Annotated in this window: 19 protein-coding genes; all 19 read right to left on the bottom strand. The window is 45.0% G+C overall.

All coding sequences use genetic code 11. The annotated features are described in order from the left end of the window. Positions 1–92: 92 nt before the first annotated feature. Entirely contained in the window at positions 93–1541 is a 1449-nt protein-coding gene (locus tag T355_RS0107805) for an NADH-quinone oxidoreductase subunit N (RefSeq protein ID WP_027397261.1), read from the bottom strand. After that, positions 1541–3076, bottom strand: coding sequence for a complex I subunit 4 family protein (locus T355_RS0107800; protein ID WP_027397260.1), 1536 nt, complete (start codon positions 3074–3076; stop codon positions 1541–1543). The genes T355_RS0107805 and T355_RS0107800 overlap by 1 nt, the downstream gene beginning before the upstream one ends. After that, positions 3076–4974: an NADH-quinone oxidoreductase subunit L gene (gene nuoL, locus T355_RS0107795; RefSeq protein ID WP_027397259.1), complete on the bottom strand. Its 1899-nt coding sequence runs from the start codon at positions 4972–4974 to the stop codon at positions 3076–3078. Before nuoL ends, T355_RS0107800 begins: the two co-directional genes overlap by 1 nt. 13 nt (positions 4975–4987) lie before the next feature. Beyond that, the gene (nuoK, locus tag T355_RS0107790; protein ID WP_027397258.1) at positions 4988–5299 is read right to left on the bottom strand and encodes an NADH-quinone oxidoreductase subunit NuoK; all 312 of its coding nucleotides are present in this window, start codon (positions 5297–5299) and stop codon (positions 4988–4990) included. Next, positions 5296–5799, bottom strand: a complete 504-nt coding sequence (locus T355_RS0107785) for an NADH-quinone oxidoreductase subunit J (RefSeq protein WP_027397257.1) — start codon at positions 5797–5799, stop codon at positions 5296–5298. Before T355_RS0107785 ends, nuoK begins: the two co-directional genes overlap by 4 nt. After that, positions 5792–6199, bottom strand: coding sequence for a NuoI/complex I 23 kDa subunit family protein (locus T355_RS0107780; protein ID WP_027397256.1), 408 nt, complete (start codon positions 6197–6199; stop codon positions 5792–5794). The genes T355_RS0107785 and T355_RS0107780 overlap by 8 nt, the downstream gene beginning before the upstream one ends. A 14-nt stretch (positions 6200–6213) precedes the next feature. Then, a complete protein-coding gene (nuoH, locus tag T355_RS0107775) occupies positions 6214–7251 on the bottom strand; it encodes an NADH-quinone oxidoreductase subunit NuoH (protein ID WP_027397255.1) in 1038 nt (345 codons plus the stop codon). 21 nt (positions 7252–7272) lie between these two features. Then, positions 7273–8370, bottom strand: a complete 1098-nt coding sequence (locus tag T355_RS0107770) for an NADH-quinone oxidoreductase subunit D (RefSeq protein WP_027397254.1) — start codon at positions 8368–8370, stop codon at positions 7273–7275. Continuing rightward, entirely contained in the window at positions 8343–8843 is a 501-nt protein-coding gene (locus tag T355_RS0107765; protein WP_027397253.1) for an NADH-quinone oxidoreductase subunit C, read from the bottom strand. Before T355_RS0107765 ends, T355_RS0107770 begins: the two co-directional genes overlap by 28 nt. Before the next feature lies 1 nt (position 8844). Next, positions 8845–9417 (bottom strand): NADH-quinone oxidoreductase subunit B, encoded by a 573-nt coding sequence (locus T355_RS13945; protein ID WP_051533530.1) that lies wholly within the window; start codon positions 9415–9417, stop codon positions 8845–8847. Beyond that, positions 9408–9761, bottom strand: a complete 354-nt coding sequence (locus tag T355_RS0107755; RefSeq protein WP_027397252.1) for an NADH-quinone oxidoreductase subunit A — start codon at positions 9759–9761, stop codon at positions 9408–9410. The genes T355_RS13945 and T355_RS0107755 overlap by 10 nt, the downstream gene beginning before the upstream one ends. A gap of 265 nt (positions 9762–10026) precedes the next feature. Further along, a complete protein-coding gene (sigH, locus tag T355_RS0107750; protein WP_027397251.1) occupies positions 10027–10773 on the bottom strand; it encodes an RNA polymerase sporulation sigma factor SigH in 747 nt (248 codons plus the stop codon). A gap of 140 nt (positions 10774–10913) precedes the next feature. After that, positions 10914–11447 (bottom strand): NYN domain-containing protein, encoded by a 534-nt coding sequence (locus T355_RS0107745; protein WP_027397250.1) that lies wholly within the window; start codon positions 11445–11447, stop codon positions 10914–10916. A gap of 2 nt (positions 11448–11449) precedes the next feature. Further along, positions 11450–12220 (bottom strand): 23S rRNA (guanosine(2251)-2'-O)-methyltransferase RlmB, encoded by a 771-nt coding sequence (rlmB, locus tag T355_RS0107740; RefSeq protein ID WP_231483011.1) that lies wholly within the window; start codon positions 12218–12220, stop codon positions 11450–11452. A 1-nt stretch (position 12221) separates the two neighbouring features. Then, the gene (thyX, locus tag T355_RS0107735) at positions 12222–12911 is read right to left on the bottom strand and encodes an FAD-dependent thymidylate synthase (protein ID WP_037330021.1); all 690 of its coding nucleotides are present in this window, start codon (positions 12909–12911) and stop codon (positions 12222–12224) included. A gap of 30 nt (positions 12912–12941) precedes the next feature. Then, positions 12942–13430 (bottom strand): Mini-ribonuclease 3, encoded by a 489-nt coding sequence (locus tag T355_RS0107730; protein ID WP_027397247.1) that lies wholly within the window; start codon positions 13428–13430, stop codon positions 12942–12944. 3 nt (positions 13431–13433) lie between these two features. Further along, on the bottom strand, positions 13434–14873 hold the full coding sequence (gene cysS, locus T355_RS0107725; protein WP_027397246.1) for a cysteine--tRNA ligase: 1440 nt from the start codon (positions 14871–14873) through the stop codon (positions 13434–13436). Positions 14874–14929: 56 nt separating this feature from the next. Further along, positions 14930–15403 (bottom strand): 2-C-methyl-D-erythritol 2,4-cyclodiphosphate synthase, encoded by a 474-nt coding sequence (gene ispF / locus T355_RS0107720; RefSeq protein ID WP_037330020.1) that lies wholly within the window; start codon positions 15401–15403, stop codon positions 14930–14932. An 11-nt stretch (positions 15404–15414) separates the two neighbouring features. Next, complete coding sequence (gene ispD / locus T355_RS0107715; RefSeq protein ID WP_027397244.1) at positions 15415–16173, bottom strand: 2-C-methyl-D-erythritol 4-phosphate cytidylyltransferase; 759 nt, start codon at positions 16171–16173, stop codon at positions 15415–15417. Positions 16174–16227 lie beyond the last annotated feature (54 nt).

Below are 16227 nucleotides of genomic sequence, written 5' to 3'. Positions count from 1 at the left end.
TTTGATTCACTAAGATTTCATAGTAAAAATAGGGTCCATGACAAGGCATTTATCTCGTCACAGACCCTATTTTTTATTATCAATTAATATCCTTACTGCAGGAAAGTATATGCAGCCAAATTCGTAAGCTCTGCCAGCTTCTCAGGCCATACACCAAAGAGAATAGTAGCGATGACACTCAATACAGCGGCAGCCCTAACTGCACCGCTAATATGAAGCTCCTTGCCATCACCCTCGGCCAGATACATAGCCTTGGCTACCTGTAAATAGTAGTAAACGGAAATCATGGACATTATAAAGCCCACAAAGGCCAGCCATAAATAACCCTGATTTACTACAGCTGTAAAGAGATACAGTTTTCCGGCAAAGCCAGCTGTAGGCGGAATACCCGCCATGGACAGCAAGGAAATGGTCATGACAGCCGCCAGAACAGGGGCCGACTTGGCAAGCCCAGCCAATGACTTGTAATCAGATCCCCCGCGCTGCTGTTCCACCACTGTAAGAGCCGTAAAGGCACCTACATTGGCAAATACGTACAGCATGCCGTAGAACATTACAGCCTTCATTCCAGGATAATCAGCAGATACCATACCCACCATCATGTAGCCTGCCTGTGCAATAGATGAATAGGCCAGCATACGCTTTACATCATTCTGACGAATGGCCATAATATTACCGCCAATCATACATACTGCAGACAAAACTGCCAAGATTGGCAACCAATAGAAGCCAATCAACGGGAAGGCAACATAAATCACACGCATGAACACCGCAATACCAGCAGCCTTGGAACCCATGGCCAGCATGGCCGTAATCGGTGTTGGTGCCCCCTGATATACATCAGGAGCCCACATGTGGAACGGAATAACTGACAGCTTGAAGAAGAAGCCAATCATTATCATAGTGGCTCCAGCAAGCCCCGCAGCTGAAAACAAATGCTGGTTGTGGAACATCTCATAAAACTGCACTGTACCAGTAGAACCATATACCAGGCTGATACCATAAAGCATGATAGCCGTAGATACAGATCCAACAACCAGATACTTTACCGCAGCCTCAGAGGAATTCACGGAAGAAATCCTTGCACCAACCAAAATATAGAAAGAAATTGTCATGAGCTCCAGACCAATGAAGGCAGTCAGGAAATCATTAGCAGAAGCAAGAACGCACATACCGAGAAGTGCTGTCATCAGGAGAGCGTAAAACTCACCCTTGTAACGAAGCACGGTCTGCATATAATCCATGGAAAACAGTAGCGTAAACACAGTGGCAACCATAAATAACTGTTTAAAGAACAAAGAATAGTTGTCCACGATATACATCATATCCATGAAATATCTTGTTGTTGCTGAACCATCGGCCACGGCAGTCTCTGGCACATACATGGAAAACATATACAGAACCCATCCGGTGAGGGCAAATACCAGAACCCCACCAATGCTCTTGCGGGACTCATTCTTAGGTAATACCAGGTCCATAACAATAGCAAAAAGGCCAAGGACCAAAATGAAAATTTCTGTACTAATAGCTTCAAAATTCATTATCTGATCCCTCCTATGAACCCAGGTACTTCTGCAATACGATCAAGCAATGGCATGAGCTGCTCCGTGCCGGAGCCAACCATTCCCATGAGCAACTGTGGGAATATACCAAAGCCAACCAGTGCAATACCCAGAATTACCAGTGGCATCATCTCCACGCCTCTGGCATCCTTATATCTGTCAAATTTAGAATCCCTAGGTCCAAACAGCACCTTCGCCAATACACGCAGGGTGTAAAGGGCGGTGAAGATGATACCGGAAATTGCCAGAATAGCAAAAACAGGATATACACTGAAGGAACCGACGAAAATCGTAAACTCCGGAATGAAGCCGATGAGTCCTGGCAGCCCCAAAGATGCCATACCAGCCAGCATAAAGCCGGTGGCTACACGAGGCATCTGATGAGCCAGACCGCGGAGCTCAGTAACGCTTCTCAGATGAGTCTTTTCATATACAAAACCAATCATGGAGAAGAACAGGGCACTCATTACACCATGAGCCACCATATTGGCAACAGCACCGCTTACAGATACCACATTAAGGCAGGCAAAACCAAGAAGAACGTAACCCATGTGTGATACAGAGGAATAACCGATTACATACTTCAAATCCTTTTGGGCAAGTGCTATATATGCGGCATACATTACATTTATGATGGCCAGAGCCGCAATAACCGGAGCCCAGAATCTGGCACCCAATGGAAGCACCAGAAGGCCAAGACGGATAAGACCATAGCCACCGATTTTCTTAAGTACGCCAGCATGAATCATTGAAACCGCAGTTGGTGCACCAGCATAACCATCTGGAGACCAGCTGTGGAAAGGGAACATGGAAAGCAGTGAACCAAATCCCAGGAGCAACAACAGGAACGCAAAAATCTGGAATTCCTCACTGAGAAGACCATTCTGCCCTGCCACAGCCAATGCCTGCATATCAAAGGTTCTGAAGCCAACCACATCACCAACAGTAAGATAAAGGGCAACTACACCCACCAGCATAAAAGCAGATCCCATCAAAAGATATATGGTGAGCTTCATACCCGCATATTCCTTGGAAACCCTCTTGGTGGAGCCCCAAATAATTACCATGATGTAAATAGGAATAACCACTACCTCATAGCAAAGAAGGAATATAAACAGATCAGTTGCAATAAAGGTACCCGTTACACCCGCAATGAGAATCATCAGCAGAATGTAAAATTCCTTTGGGCGATTGGTAATATTCCAGGAGCTGTACACTGCCGCCAAACCAATGAGATCTGTGAGCAACAGCATAGGAAGGGAAATTCCATCTACACCTAATGCGTAGTGAACACCTAAATCCTTAATCCAGGGAATACTTTCGGTAAACTGCATGCCCCCTGCTGTCATATCATAGCTAAAGAAAGCATACAAGGTAAGAGCCAATGCCACAGTCATGGCTGAAGCAGCAATAACCCTTACGGACTGTGCTGCCTTTGGAGAGACAAAGCACAGAATTACAGCAGCGCAGATAGGTGCCAGCAGGACTGCTGATAACAAAGGAAAGCTAGTCATTACAATGCACCTCCCAGAACTGCCAAATAGTAGAGGCTATAAGCCACAAGGATTACCACACCACAGATGAAGACTCCGGAATAATGCTGAGCCTGTCCATTTTGTGCCTTGCTTAAAATCCAGCTGATGCCCCCTACCAGATGAGCCAGACCGTTGACAATGCCATCAACGATGTAGATATCAATCCAGTAGAATACCTTGGCAACGCCATCTACAAATACCTTGATAAGGGCTTCATAGATTTCGTCAATATAGAATTTGTTATAGCTTAATTTGTAAAGAATACCCGTTTTCTCCGCTATTGTATCAGAGCTCCAACGCTTAGCCACATAAATGTTCCATGCGATACCAAAAGCAATGAAGGAAAGAATAGTGGATGAAACCGCAATAGTCATATCAATACCGGCTTCATGAGGATGGCCGAAGCGTACCCACTCCCCAAAGCCCTCCAGATGACCCCAAAGACCGCTGACAACTGCCAAGGCAGCCAAAACAATCAATGGGAACAGCATAAACTTTGATGGTTCATGGGCATGCTCATAAGATTCCTCGTTGGCAGGTTCAGCACAGAAGGTCACAAACAGCAGACGGGCCATATAGAAGGCCGTCATAAAAGCTGTTAACGTAGCCAGCACATAAAGAGGTGTGCTCACCTGAGCTGCAGCCAGCAGGATTTCATCCTTGGAGAAGAAGCCTGCAAAAGGCGGGATACCGGCAATAGCCAACACACCAATGGTCATGGTGGCAAAGGTTATCGGCATCTTCTTTCTGAGTCCGCCCATTTTAAAGATATTTGCCTCATCCGCCATGGCGTGCATTACTGCACCAGCACAGAGGAATAACAGTGCTTTAAAGAAAGCATGGGTCATCAAGTGGAAGAAGGAGGCAGTAAGGGAACCAACTCCCAGAGCCAACATCATGTAGCCCAGCTGACTTATAGTGGAATATGCCAAAATACGCTTTATGGCAGTCTGGGTAAAGGCTATGCTGGCAGCAAAGAAGGCTGTAAAGCCGCCCACCCAGGCTATAACATTCATAACACAAGGCAGCTCGGTGAACATGAAGAAGGCACGTCCTACCAAATATACACCGGCAACAACCATGGTTGCTGCATGAATCAGTGCAGATACGGGAGTAGGACCCTCCATGGCATCAGGCAACCACACATGAAGTGGGAACTGACCAGATTTGCCAATAGGACCAACAAATACCAGCAGGGCAATGACTGTCATCAAGCCAGTGCCAGCCATAGAAATGTAGGCTGGAATTATCTCCCTAAGCTCCATGAAATCAAGAGTTCCAAAGTTAATCTGTAACAGGAGAATACCAAGGAGCAGGCCAAAATCACCCACACGGGTAGTCATAAAGGCCTTCTTGGCAGCTTCCCTTGCAGAAACCTTGTAATAATAGAAACCGATTAACAGATAGGAGCAAAGACCAACCAGCTCCCAGAATACATACATCTGAAGGAAGTTTACTGCCAATACCAGCCCCAGCATGGAAGCAGCAAACAACGAAAGGAATGCAAAGAACCGTCCGTAGCCCTTATCTCCTTTCATATATCCCACAGAATATATCTGAACCAGCAATGATACTGTGGAAACCACCATCAGCATCATGGCCGTCAGCGGATCAATAAGAACACCCATGGAAATGCTGACGCTACCAATATGCATCCAGTTCAACTGCTGCACAAAAGGCTGCTCAACACTGATTCCATAATTTACCAAAGCATAGGTAACACCAGAGGAAAGCAAAAAGCTGATAAAGCTCATGCAAACAGCAATAGCCGCTGACAGCTTTCCGTAGGAGCGGGTTATCATGCCAATAATGACAAAGGCCATTGCCGGTAACAGAGGAATCAACCAGGCATGTTCAAGTGCAAAATCATAAAACATCTTAAACTCCCCCTTATCCCTTCATATTATCCAGCTCATCCACATTGATAGTTAATCTGTCATTGTAGATGCGATAAGCCAGTGCCACACCAATTGCCACCTCAGCTACGCCCACGGTAATGGCAAAAACTGTCATCAGCTGACCTGTCAGGTCTGAAACAACAGTGAAGCGGTTGAAGGCAACAAAATTGATATTTACAGCATTAAGCATAAGCTCAATACCCATGAGAATTGCAATAATATTACGCTTTGCCAGCGCTCCGTAAAGGCCAATGGAAAACAGCATTGCAGCCAGGAGCAGGCAATGACCTAATCCGATACTCATGCTTCTCCATCCCCCTTCGCCAAGATAATAGCTCCCACAAGGGCAGCCAACAGCAGCGTTGCTGCAATTTCAAATGGCAGGATATACTTGTTCAGCATCATATCCGCCAGCTCGTTGACAGTATCAGGAGAAACGTAGCCACCGGCAGGAGCTGGTGTAGAAATTACCACACCAATCATAACCAGAACAAACAGTCCGGCACCGCCTAATGCCAGAATTGTATTGTTGTTAAACGGGTTCCCCGGAGGTCCGTCATGACGCTTGGTAAGCATTACACCCATTACCACCAGAATTGCTACACCGCCTGAGTACAGCATAAACTCCATGGCGCCCAGAAAATCAGCGTCAAGATAGAAGAACAAAATACCAACACCGATAAAGCAGGCAGTCATCAAAAGTGCGCTGTGAACCAGATTACGGCTCATCACAACACCTAAGGCTGTGCCCAAAATCACCATGGCCAGTACATAGAACACCAGGGTACTAATCATTTCATTCATTATTACCCCTCCTGTTCCGAGCCTCTACCAATGCATCATAGGTCATGTCCTCCTTGAAATAAGAAGCGAATTCATAGTTCTTATCCCAGGAAATTGCCTTGGTCGGACATGCCTCAATACACAAATCACAATACATACAACGGCCGATCTGATGAACATAGGATTCCATGTGACGCTTTTTATTTTCGTCCACAGACACTGTAAGATCCAGTGCCGCATTTGGACAGCCTATGGCACACAGCTTGCAGCCGATACATTTTTCTTCATCAAATGCCAGATGACCACCACGGAAGCGTTCAGTCATTGGCAGCTTTTCTTCAGGATAATAAACGGTTTCCTTCTTGCCAAACCAGTGGCCCCAGGTAACCTTCATTCCTGTAATAAGTCCTTTGCCCCACATAATGAAGCCTCCTATCACATTACATTGTAAACATAGATACCAACACCAGTCAGCAGTACGTTAATAAGAGCGATTGGCAGCAGCACCTTCCAGCCGAAGGACAGCATGCTGTCCACTCTGGCACGAGGGAAGGTCCAACCAACCCACTGATAAAACAGTACACATAAAAAGGTCTTTATCCAGAACCAGCAGAATCCCGGCAGGAAATCAGGGCCATGCCAGCCTCCCAGGAACAGGGTGGTGGTTAAAATACCGATGCACATGAGATTTGAAAACTCAGCCAGGAAAAACAGTGCCCAGCGCATACCAGTATACTCCGTAAATGGACCGGCAATAATCTCAGATTCACCCTCTACAATGTTGAATGGAGGACGGTTGCTCTCTACAAGAGCAGTAATAATATAAATGAGGAATGCCAATGGCTGCAGCACGATAAACCAAACGTCGCTTTGTGCCTCCACAATGGCACTCATTTTCAAAGAACCAGTAATCATTACAATACCCATAAGGGCGAATACCATAGGTACCTCATAGCCCAGCATCTGAGCTACAGTACGCATACCACCTATCAGGGCGTACTTACTGTTTGAGGAATAGCCGCCCATGAGAAATGGCAAAACGGTCTGGGACGTAATGGCAATAAGCAGGAACAAGCCCACATTAACATCTGCCAATATAACACCATCATCAAACGGGAAGAAGGCATAAATCAATGCAGATGGTACCAACAAAAGGATTGGGGATAACACCCAAAGCCAAGTATCAATACCACGAGGAACTATGTCCTCCTTGTCCATCAGCTTAAGCATATCTGCCACAGACTGAAGCAAACCACCGGGGCCTACCCGGTTTGGTCCGATACGGACCTGGATAAATGCGCAGATTTTTCTTTCTCCAAGGGTAAATACCAAGGCTGAGGTAGCCATAATTAAAAGGAGAATCGTTGCGCATATTATCGTCATAAGAAGATCTACTAAAATAGGAACGCCTATCAATGACGTCAGAATTTCTCTAAGGGACTGCCCCAAAGAGTAAAGAATTCCGCTATGCATATTTCCACCTGCCTATCTGTATTAACAATCTACCTCGCCCATGAGAGGGTCAATGGTAGCAAATGCTGTAACGGCATCAGCCAGCAGCATTCCCTTACACATGGTGTCCAGTGCCTGAAGATTTACAAAGGATGGACGACGGATGTGAACACGGTACGGCTTGGTGGAGCCATCACTTACAATATAGAAGCCAAGCTCACCACGGGTATTCTCCACGCGGTGATATGCATCGCCCTTAGGTGGACGCAGAACCTTTGGCACCTTGGCCATATAAGGTCCCTCTGGCATATTATCCAGTGCCTGCTGAATAATCTTTGCACTTTCAGCAATTTCCTTCATGCGGATCATATAACGATCCCAGTTATCGCCACGCTTACCCAAAGGTACATCAAAATCAAATTTGCCATAGGCACCATACTTATCTATCTTGCGGATATCATAATCCACACCGCTGGCTCTGATATTTGGACCAGACATGCCAAACTTCAGGGCCATTTCCTTAGTTATAATAGAAGTCTTTTTCATACGGGCCTGGAAAATTTCATTGCCACTGAACAATTTATTGTACTCATCCAGCATTTCCGGCACATAATCAATAAACTTTTGGGTATCCCTTAAAAATTCGTCCTGGGCATCAGCTGCCACACCACCAATACGAATGTAGTGGGCTGTCATGCGTGCGCCACAGATAATATTAAATAAATCCAGAATCTTTTCTCTGTCACGGAAGGCGTAAATCATACCGGTGGCAGAACCAAGGTCATTGGTCAAAGAACCGATAAATACATGGTGGCTGGCAATTCTGTTAAGCTCAGCACAAATTACCCTTATATACTCTGCCCGCTCAGGCACCTCAATCCCCGCCAGCTTTTCCACAGCCATGCAGAAACCAAGATTATTATTCATGGCGGACACATAATCCAGTCTGTCGGTAAATGGGACACACTGAACATAAGTGCGGGATTCCATCAGCTTTTCAATACCACGATGGAGGTAACCCATTACAGGCTTTGCGCCAACGATATTTTCACCGTCAAGCTCCACCTGAACCTGAAGTACACCATGGGTACTTGGATGCTGAGGTCCCATGTTTAAGACATACTTCTCTGTTTGTGCCATGTCAGCACTCCTCCTTCGATTCTAGGCTCCAGAGGTACAAAATCCTTTCTTAAAGGATGTGCCTCGTAGTTATCCGGCATCAAAATACGACGAAGATCCGGATGATGCAAGAATTTAACCCCCATGAGATCATAGGTCTCCCTTTCCTCAAAATTGGTGCCTTCCCAAATCTGAGTCATGGATTCCACCTCTGGGTTATCCCTGTCAAGCTTTACCTTTACCGTAACCCACTTGTCATACCGACGGGAATAAAGGCTATATACCATTTCAATATAATCCTTATAATCCACTGCCGTCAGCATACCCATACGGTCGAAGGAGTAGGTAGGAGTCTCCCTTAACACACGCATCAAGTCCAAGAGCTGTTCCTTACCAATATATAGAGCTGGCTCAGCCTGCTCTGCATCATATTCAGCTGTATCAAACTGGGCCTTCAAAAGGTCCAGCTTATCTAATTCAAAATAAGTTCCCATACTATTCCGCCCTTTCTTCCACATTGCATACAGGACGGGTCATCAGCTCCAGATTAGCTCTGCTGAGAGCCTTGGCATCCGCGGCATCGCGGCCCAGCTCAGGATGACGAATCAGCTTTTTCAGCTTAAGCATAGCATCAATAAGAGCCTCTGGTCTTGGAGGACAACCAGGCAGATATACATCCACCGGCATAATTTTATCCAGCCCCGTCACCACCGAATAGGAATCTGCGAAAGGTCCGCCACCTATATTACAGTTGCCCATGGCAATAACATACTTTGGCTCAGGCATCTCCTCGTAGAGACGAATAAGCGGTGGTGTCATCTTCCATGTTAAGGTTCCTGCAACGATAAGAAGGTCAGACTGGCGAGGACAGGAACGAAATACCTCGTAACCAAAACGGGCCAAGTCAAATCTGGAAGCAGCAGCACACATCATTTCAATGGAGCAGCAGGCCAGGCCAGATGACAACGGCCAAATGGAGTTGGATTTACCCCATTTAAAAAGTGCATCCACGCTGGTAACAATAACATTATTTTTCAGCTCAGGTGGCACGATATCTACTATTTCCATGAGAGCGCCCCCTTCTTCCACGCATACCAGAGACCTATTGTTAATATCCCCACAAACACCAGCATTTCCACCAGTGCAAAAAGGCCCAGCTGGCTGTATTTTACAGCCCATGGATAAAGGAATACTGTCTCAACATCAAACAGCAGAAAGACAAGTGCGTACATAAAATAGCCTATATGAAACTGCACATTGTTCTTTCCAATGGTATTTACACCACATTCATAGGGGATATCTTTTTCATTGGTTGGTTGTTTAGGCTGAATAATATTGGCAATAATAATTGGCGCAATAGGAAAGCCCAAAGCCATGATGAAAAAAATTCCCAGTGTTGCATAACCATCCATATAAACCCCTCCTTAACCCCTTTATGCGTTTTAACATAATTGTATCTTGTAAAGATTACATTTATGTTACAATAAACGCCATTAATAAAGAGTATAATATACTGATTGTAAACTTGTCAACAAAAAGGCCCACTGTAAAGCCCGTTATACTTTCAAATTGTACTTCTCTTAAAAAAAAGTACCCCAGTATGTTATTTCTATATAGAAAGGAAAAATTTTAACAATGACGTTATAAAAAATATTTATATATAAAAAAAGAGGCGCATCACTGCACCCCTTCTCCTTTTTTAATCTCAGAGAAAATACGGCCCCTACGCTTAATTGTCGTAAGTCCCTTATATATAGTTCCAATATCTACTTCATTTCCGTTCATTTCCATATAGCGCTCCAGCTTGCGTTTAACACGCTGCAAAGCATTATCTATGGATTTAACATGACGGTCCAGGTCCAACGCTATTTCCTGATAAGACTTTCCATCGAGATATGCCATAAGAACACACCACTCCAGATCAGAGAGGATGTCTTCCATCTTGGCCTCAATATCAATAAACTCCTCACGGCTGATAACCAGTTCCTCAGGATCGGTTACCTTGGCACCGGACAAAACATCCAATAAGGTGCGGTCAGAGTCCTCATCATAAATTGGCTTATTCAACGAAATATAGGAGTTAAGCGGAATATGCTTCTGTCTGGTAGCGGTCTTAATAGCAGTAATAATCTGCCGGGTAACACACAGCTCAGCAAAAGCTCTGAACGAAGACAGCTTATCATTACGGAAGTCCCTGATGGCTTTATAAAGACCAATCATGCCCTCCTGAATAATATCCTCCCTGTCAGCACCAATAAGAAAGTAAGAACGTGCCTTGGCTCTGACAAAATTTCTGTACTTATTTATAAGATAATCCATGGCCACGCCATCTTGATTATCCTGAATTTTTACTATCACATCTTCATCGGGAAGATCAATGTAATCATCAAAGGATTCATCCCAGGTCAACAAGCTGTTTTCCATTAAGCCCCTGCCCCCTATAAACTGTCAGACTGTTTAATATCTTTATATACAGCCCACAAATTGATTATACAGCCCAGCAAAAAAATAATCAAGAGTTACAACTATTTCCCCAAATTAACTATAATTGATATTTATTTTGCCTATTTCATTTTACGAAGTGCATCTAATTTTGCCAAAGTATCAGCATCAAGATGGCTGCTGATTTCATTGCGGGAAATAGGGAATACCGGCTTATTCAGATACTCACGCCGTAATTCTTTCTTGGCCCGCTTCAATATACGATGAAATTCCTTGGAAGGGTGACGATAGGCTCCGGCACCCAAAATAACAGACTGCTCCGCCCCGTCAGAGGTGACCACATGGACCTCCTTACCCAAACGAACATACTCATAGGCATTGCGCTCAATGTAGCTGTCAGCAGTTTCCCCCTTGCCTGTATATACCACCGTAAAGTGTTCATTCACCTTTTCCACATGTTCCTCGGAATCGGTAAACAGGGCATCAAAAACCACTATCATTTCGTAACGCTCATAAGCACCATATTCTGACAAAAGATGGACAAGGGTATCCCTGGCCTCAGCCAGATTATTTCTTAGCTTCATGAGCTCCGGCCAGGAATTGATTACATTATAGCCATCAATAATATAATATTCTCTTGGCTTTTTCTTCATTATAGCTAGCCCCTTTGAATTCTCTGCTTCATGGCCTCATACATGAGAATTGAGCCTGCCACAGATGCATTCAGGGAATTGATTTTTCCCATCATTGGTATACGCACAACAAAATCGCATTGTTCCTTTACAAGACGTCCAACACCATGGCCCTCGCTGCCCACGATTAGTAACAACGGCCCTGTCATATCAGCCTCATAATAGTCAGTGCCATCCATATCCGCAGCAGCTACCCACAGTCCCTCATCCTTTAAACGACGAATAGTCTGTACCATATTTCCGATACGGGCCACTGGCACATATTCCACTGCACCGGCAGAGGTTTTGGCCACAGTTGCAGACAAAGGCACACTACGCCTTTTAGGAATCAGCACCCCATGAACACCGGCTGCATCGGCAGTACGAAGGAGAGCTCCCAAATTATGCGGGTCCTCCAGTTCATCCAATAACAGGATAAATGGAGGCTCATTCTTATCCCGGGCAATCTGTAAGATATCCTCCAGCTCCACATACTGAACTGGTGCCACCTGGGCCAGTACACCCTGATGACGGATTCCCCGGGCCATGGAGTCAATTTTACTGCGCTCCATGTACATAATATTAACGCCCTTCTCCTTGGCCACAGCAATTATTTCCTTAATGGAACCTTCATTGCTGCCCTTGGCCACCATAATTTTATTGACGCTGCGACTGCCCTTTAATGCTTCCATAACCGCATTGCGTCCAGCCACCATATCCTCGGGCATTTCTCGTTCAGGACTTTTTTTATTATCCATATCAGTCTTCTCTCATCTTTATCATTTCAGCAAATTTACCACAGGTCATGGCACCCTCAGGGCAATGGCCAGTGGCCACACAGGAGGCTCCTGCATTTTTAAACAGAAGCGGTGCAACCTTCTTCGCCTGTTCCAGCATCTTATAAGCAAGCTCACGAATTTCCCACTGAGCACGGTTGCAGCAACGAAGATTAAAAAAGTGCATCAAAGAACGGGCATTCATGGTTACCACAATCTTGGTTTCAGTGGCATTTGCCAGCACATATCTGGCATCCTCCTTAGGAATTCCCATATCAGCCAATTCATTATAAGCCTTCTGAATATCATCCATTAAACTCTGGAAGCGCTCCTTGGCCTCAGGCTTTTCCTCAATACTTGGTGGCAGGATATACTCGAAATCATGCTCTGCCACATAACGCTGTGACTGCTGGCTATAGGATGCCAGACGATGGCGTACCAGCTGATGAGTCAGCACACGGGATACACCTTCAATGCCAAATGTAAAAGAAACATGCTCCATGGTGGAGGCATGACCCATTTTAATAATCTTGGCCAGCAGCTTCTGAACCTGCTCATCAGTCATTCGCTCTGACAGCTCCTCAGCACCAGAGGCAGAATAGCAAAGCCTTGCAGACATAGCCACAACACGCTCTGGCTCAGGAGTATGCTCCAATAATTTAACCTTTATCATAGTTTTTCTCCAATAATATATACACAAAATTTATTTCTTATTTGATATTTCATCCATCATGGCCTTGGAAATAATCTTAAATGACTCTTCCGCCAGCTCATAAAGGCGTTCGCTTCTTTCCATGAGATACAGATATCCCAATAAGGCTTCAAAGCCTGTACTGGAATGATACTGGGCTACACTGGCACTTCTTGGGGCATGACTTTTTGCATTGCGACCACGCTTGTAGACAGTCTTTTCTTCCTCTGTCAGCATGGATTCGATACCACGATATGCCTTATCCTGCCACACAGCAGATACAATCTGGGCGCTGAACTGATGCAGCACCTGAACCTTGCTCTGCTCATAGGAAAGAATTCGTCCCCTTACAAACAGGTGAAAATAGGCATCACCTATATAGGCCAACACCAAGGGATTAAGGCTTTTGGGGTCAACAGAATCATATCTCTGCTGAACACCACCATTGCCATCATCCACGAACATCATATCAACTAGCTTCTTTAAATGCTCAAATGTCATATTTTACGCTTTCTTCCATTTGGTTCCGGCTGCAGAATCCTCAAGAATAATTCCCTGTGCCTTTAAACTGTCACGAATTTCATCAGCACGTCCCCAATTCTTGTTTTTCTTGGCCTCAGCTCTTTCAGCAATAAGCGCCTCGATTTCCTCTGAAGAAATTCCAGCCCCGTCATCAGACTCAGGCATTTCAAGGGAGCTTTCAAAAATACCGATTACAGCCGCCATATCCTTATAAACCTGCATCAGCTTACCAAAGTGAACTGCATCAAACTCAGTTCCCTTATTAATTACATTGTTGGCATAGGTATTAATTTCCTTGGACAGTGTAAACATATAGCCAATAGCCAGAGCGGTATTGAAGTCATCATCCATGGCCTCATAAAAATCAGCCATTGCCTTTTCAGCAATTTCTTCCAGCTGAGTATCCTGTTCCGTAGTGCCTGCCTTCTTTAGCACCTCATTACCAAGGTCAAAGGCGTTTTTCAGGCGCAAAAGACCAGCCTGGGCCTCCTTGATACGCTCCTCACTGAAATCCAACGGACTTCTGTAATGGGTACGCAAAATGAAGAAGCGAACAACCTCACCAGGATACTGCTTCAAAATATCTGGTACAGTAATAAAGTTATTCAAAGACTTGCTCATTTTCTCGTTATCAATGGTAATAAAGCCATTGTGAAGCCAATACTGGGCAAAACTCTTATAATTACCACAGCAGCACTGGGACTGGGCAATCTCATTCTCATGGTGAGGGAAGATAAGGTCACTGCCACCACCATGAAAATCAAAGGTTTCTCCCAAATACTTAAGGGACATGGTGGAGCATTCGATGTGCCAGCCTGGACGTCCCTTGCCCCATGGGCTTTCCCAGAATGGTTCCCCTGGCTTTGCAGACTTCCAAAGGGCAAAATCCATTGGATTATGCTTGCGGCTGTCCACCTCTACTCTGGCTCCCGCCTGCATGTCCTCCAGCTTGCGGCCGGAGAGCTTACCATACTCAGGGAATTTCTCAACACTGAAGTATACATCCCCGTCAATGACATAGCCAAAGCCGTTGTCAATAATTCGCTGAACCATATTGATAATATCAGGAATATGCTCCGTAACCTTAGGATAGATATCTGCACGCTGAACATTAAGGGCATCAATAGACTTGAAATAGCCGTCAATATAGCGCTCGGTAATGGTCTCCCAGGAAACGCCCTCGGTATTGGCAGCCTTGATAATCTTGTCATCCATGTCAGTAAAGTTCTGAATGTGCTTTACCTCAAAGCCACGATTTCTCAAATAACGCTTGATAACATCCCAAGTCACAAAGGGACGGGCATTACCAATATGAGGATAGTTATAAGGAGTTACACCACAGACATACATGCCTACTTTTCCAGGCTCCTGTGGAATAAACTCCTCTTTTTTGCGTGTTAAGGTATTATAAACTTTCAACATAACCTATATATACTCCTTTGATGGGTAAATTCAACTGAATAAATCTCATTTTATCATTAGCCCTCTATTCCTGCAACTGCGTAAGAGGAAATCCCCTGTCCATTGCCAGTGAAGCCAAGATGCTCCTCCGTAGTGGCCTTTACATTGATTCTGTCCACATCCACATTCAGGGCTTTGGCAATGTTTTCCCGCATCTGTGGAATATGCGGCAACATCTTTGGACGCTGAGCCACAATGGTGGCATCCACATTGCCAACGGAATAGCCCTTTTCATTCAGGAGCTTGCCCACATGTTCCAAAAGAATAATACTTGATATTCCCTTGTAGCGATCATCTGTATCCGGGAAATGCTTGCCAATATCTCCCAGGGCCGCCGCCCCCAACAGGGCATCTGCAATGGCATGAAGCAGCACATCGGCATCAGAATGTCCCAAAAGCCCCTTCTCAAAGGGAATTTCCACGCCACCTATAATAAGTTTTCTATTTTCAGTAAGCTGATGAACATCATATCCCATACCAAATCTTGTCATAAAACCGCCTCCTATTGCCAGCAATCCTTAATTAAATCATTTATTTCAGCCATAATCTGTTTATTTTCTTCAATGAGCGGGCTTTGCCCCTGGCTCTTAATAAAAGCCTCACCGACAATTATATCCTCCGGTGTGGTAATCTTTATATTCCTGTAATCGCTTTTTACTATATGAACCGAATGACCAATACGCTCCACCAGACTGGCATCATCTGTTCCCAAAAAGCCATCAGCTTGGGCCCTGTCATTGGCCTCAAGAAGTATTTTCCTCGTAAAGCCCTGAGGTGTCTGTATTTCCCACAAAGTTGAACGGTCCGGTGTTTCCTTGACCACCCCTTCATTATCACAGACCTTAATGGTATTCTTGGCAGCCACCGCCGCAATTACACCGCCATACTTTTTGGCACCATCAATTACTGCAGTTATGGTTTCATGGCTGATAAGAGGACGGGCTGCATCATGGACCAGAATAATATCATCATCACTTCCATTGACGCTTTTTATACCATTCAGTACAGAGTATTGCCTTTCACTGCCTCCCGCCACAACATTATAAGGCTTCAACCCCTGCACCTTACTCAGTACGGATTTAACAAAATCCACCTCTGCAGCAGCCACAACGACCACCATCTGATCAATTTCAGAACAGCTGGAATACCGCAACAGTGTTCTGATGAGTATTGGTACACCACCTAATGGCATAAACACTTTATTCATGCCGGCCTGCATTCTGCTCCCCTTGCCGGCGGCAGGAAAAATAACTGTAACCATAGTACCTCCAGAATTACCGAAATATCAGAAAAGGGCTCCAAAGGAGCCCTAAAC

This window comes from Anaerovibrio lipolyticus LB2005 (assembly GCF_000621545.1).
GTDB lineage: Bacteria > Bacillota > Negativicutes > Selenomonadales > Selenomonadaceae > Anaerovibrio > Anaerovibrio lipolyticus_A.
The sequence above is the reverse complement of the archived record's forward strand: the minus strand, read 5'-3'. Positions and strand labels throughout refer to the sequence as shown.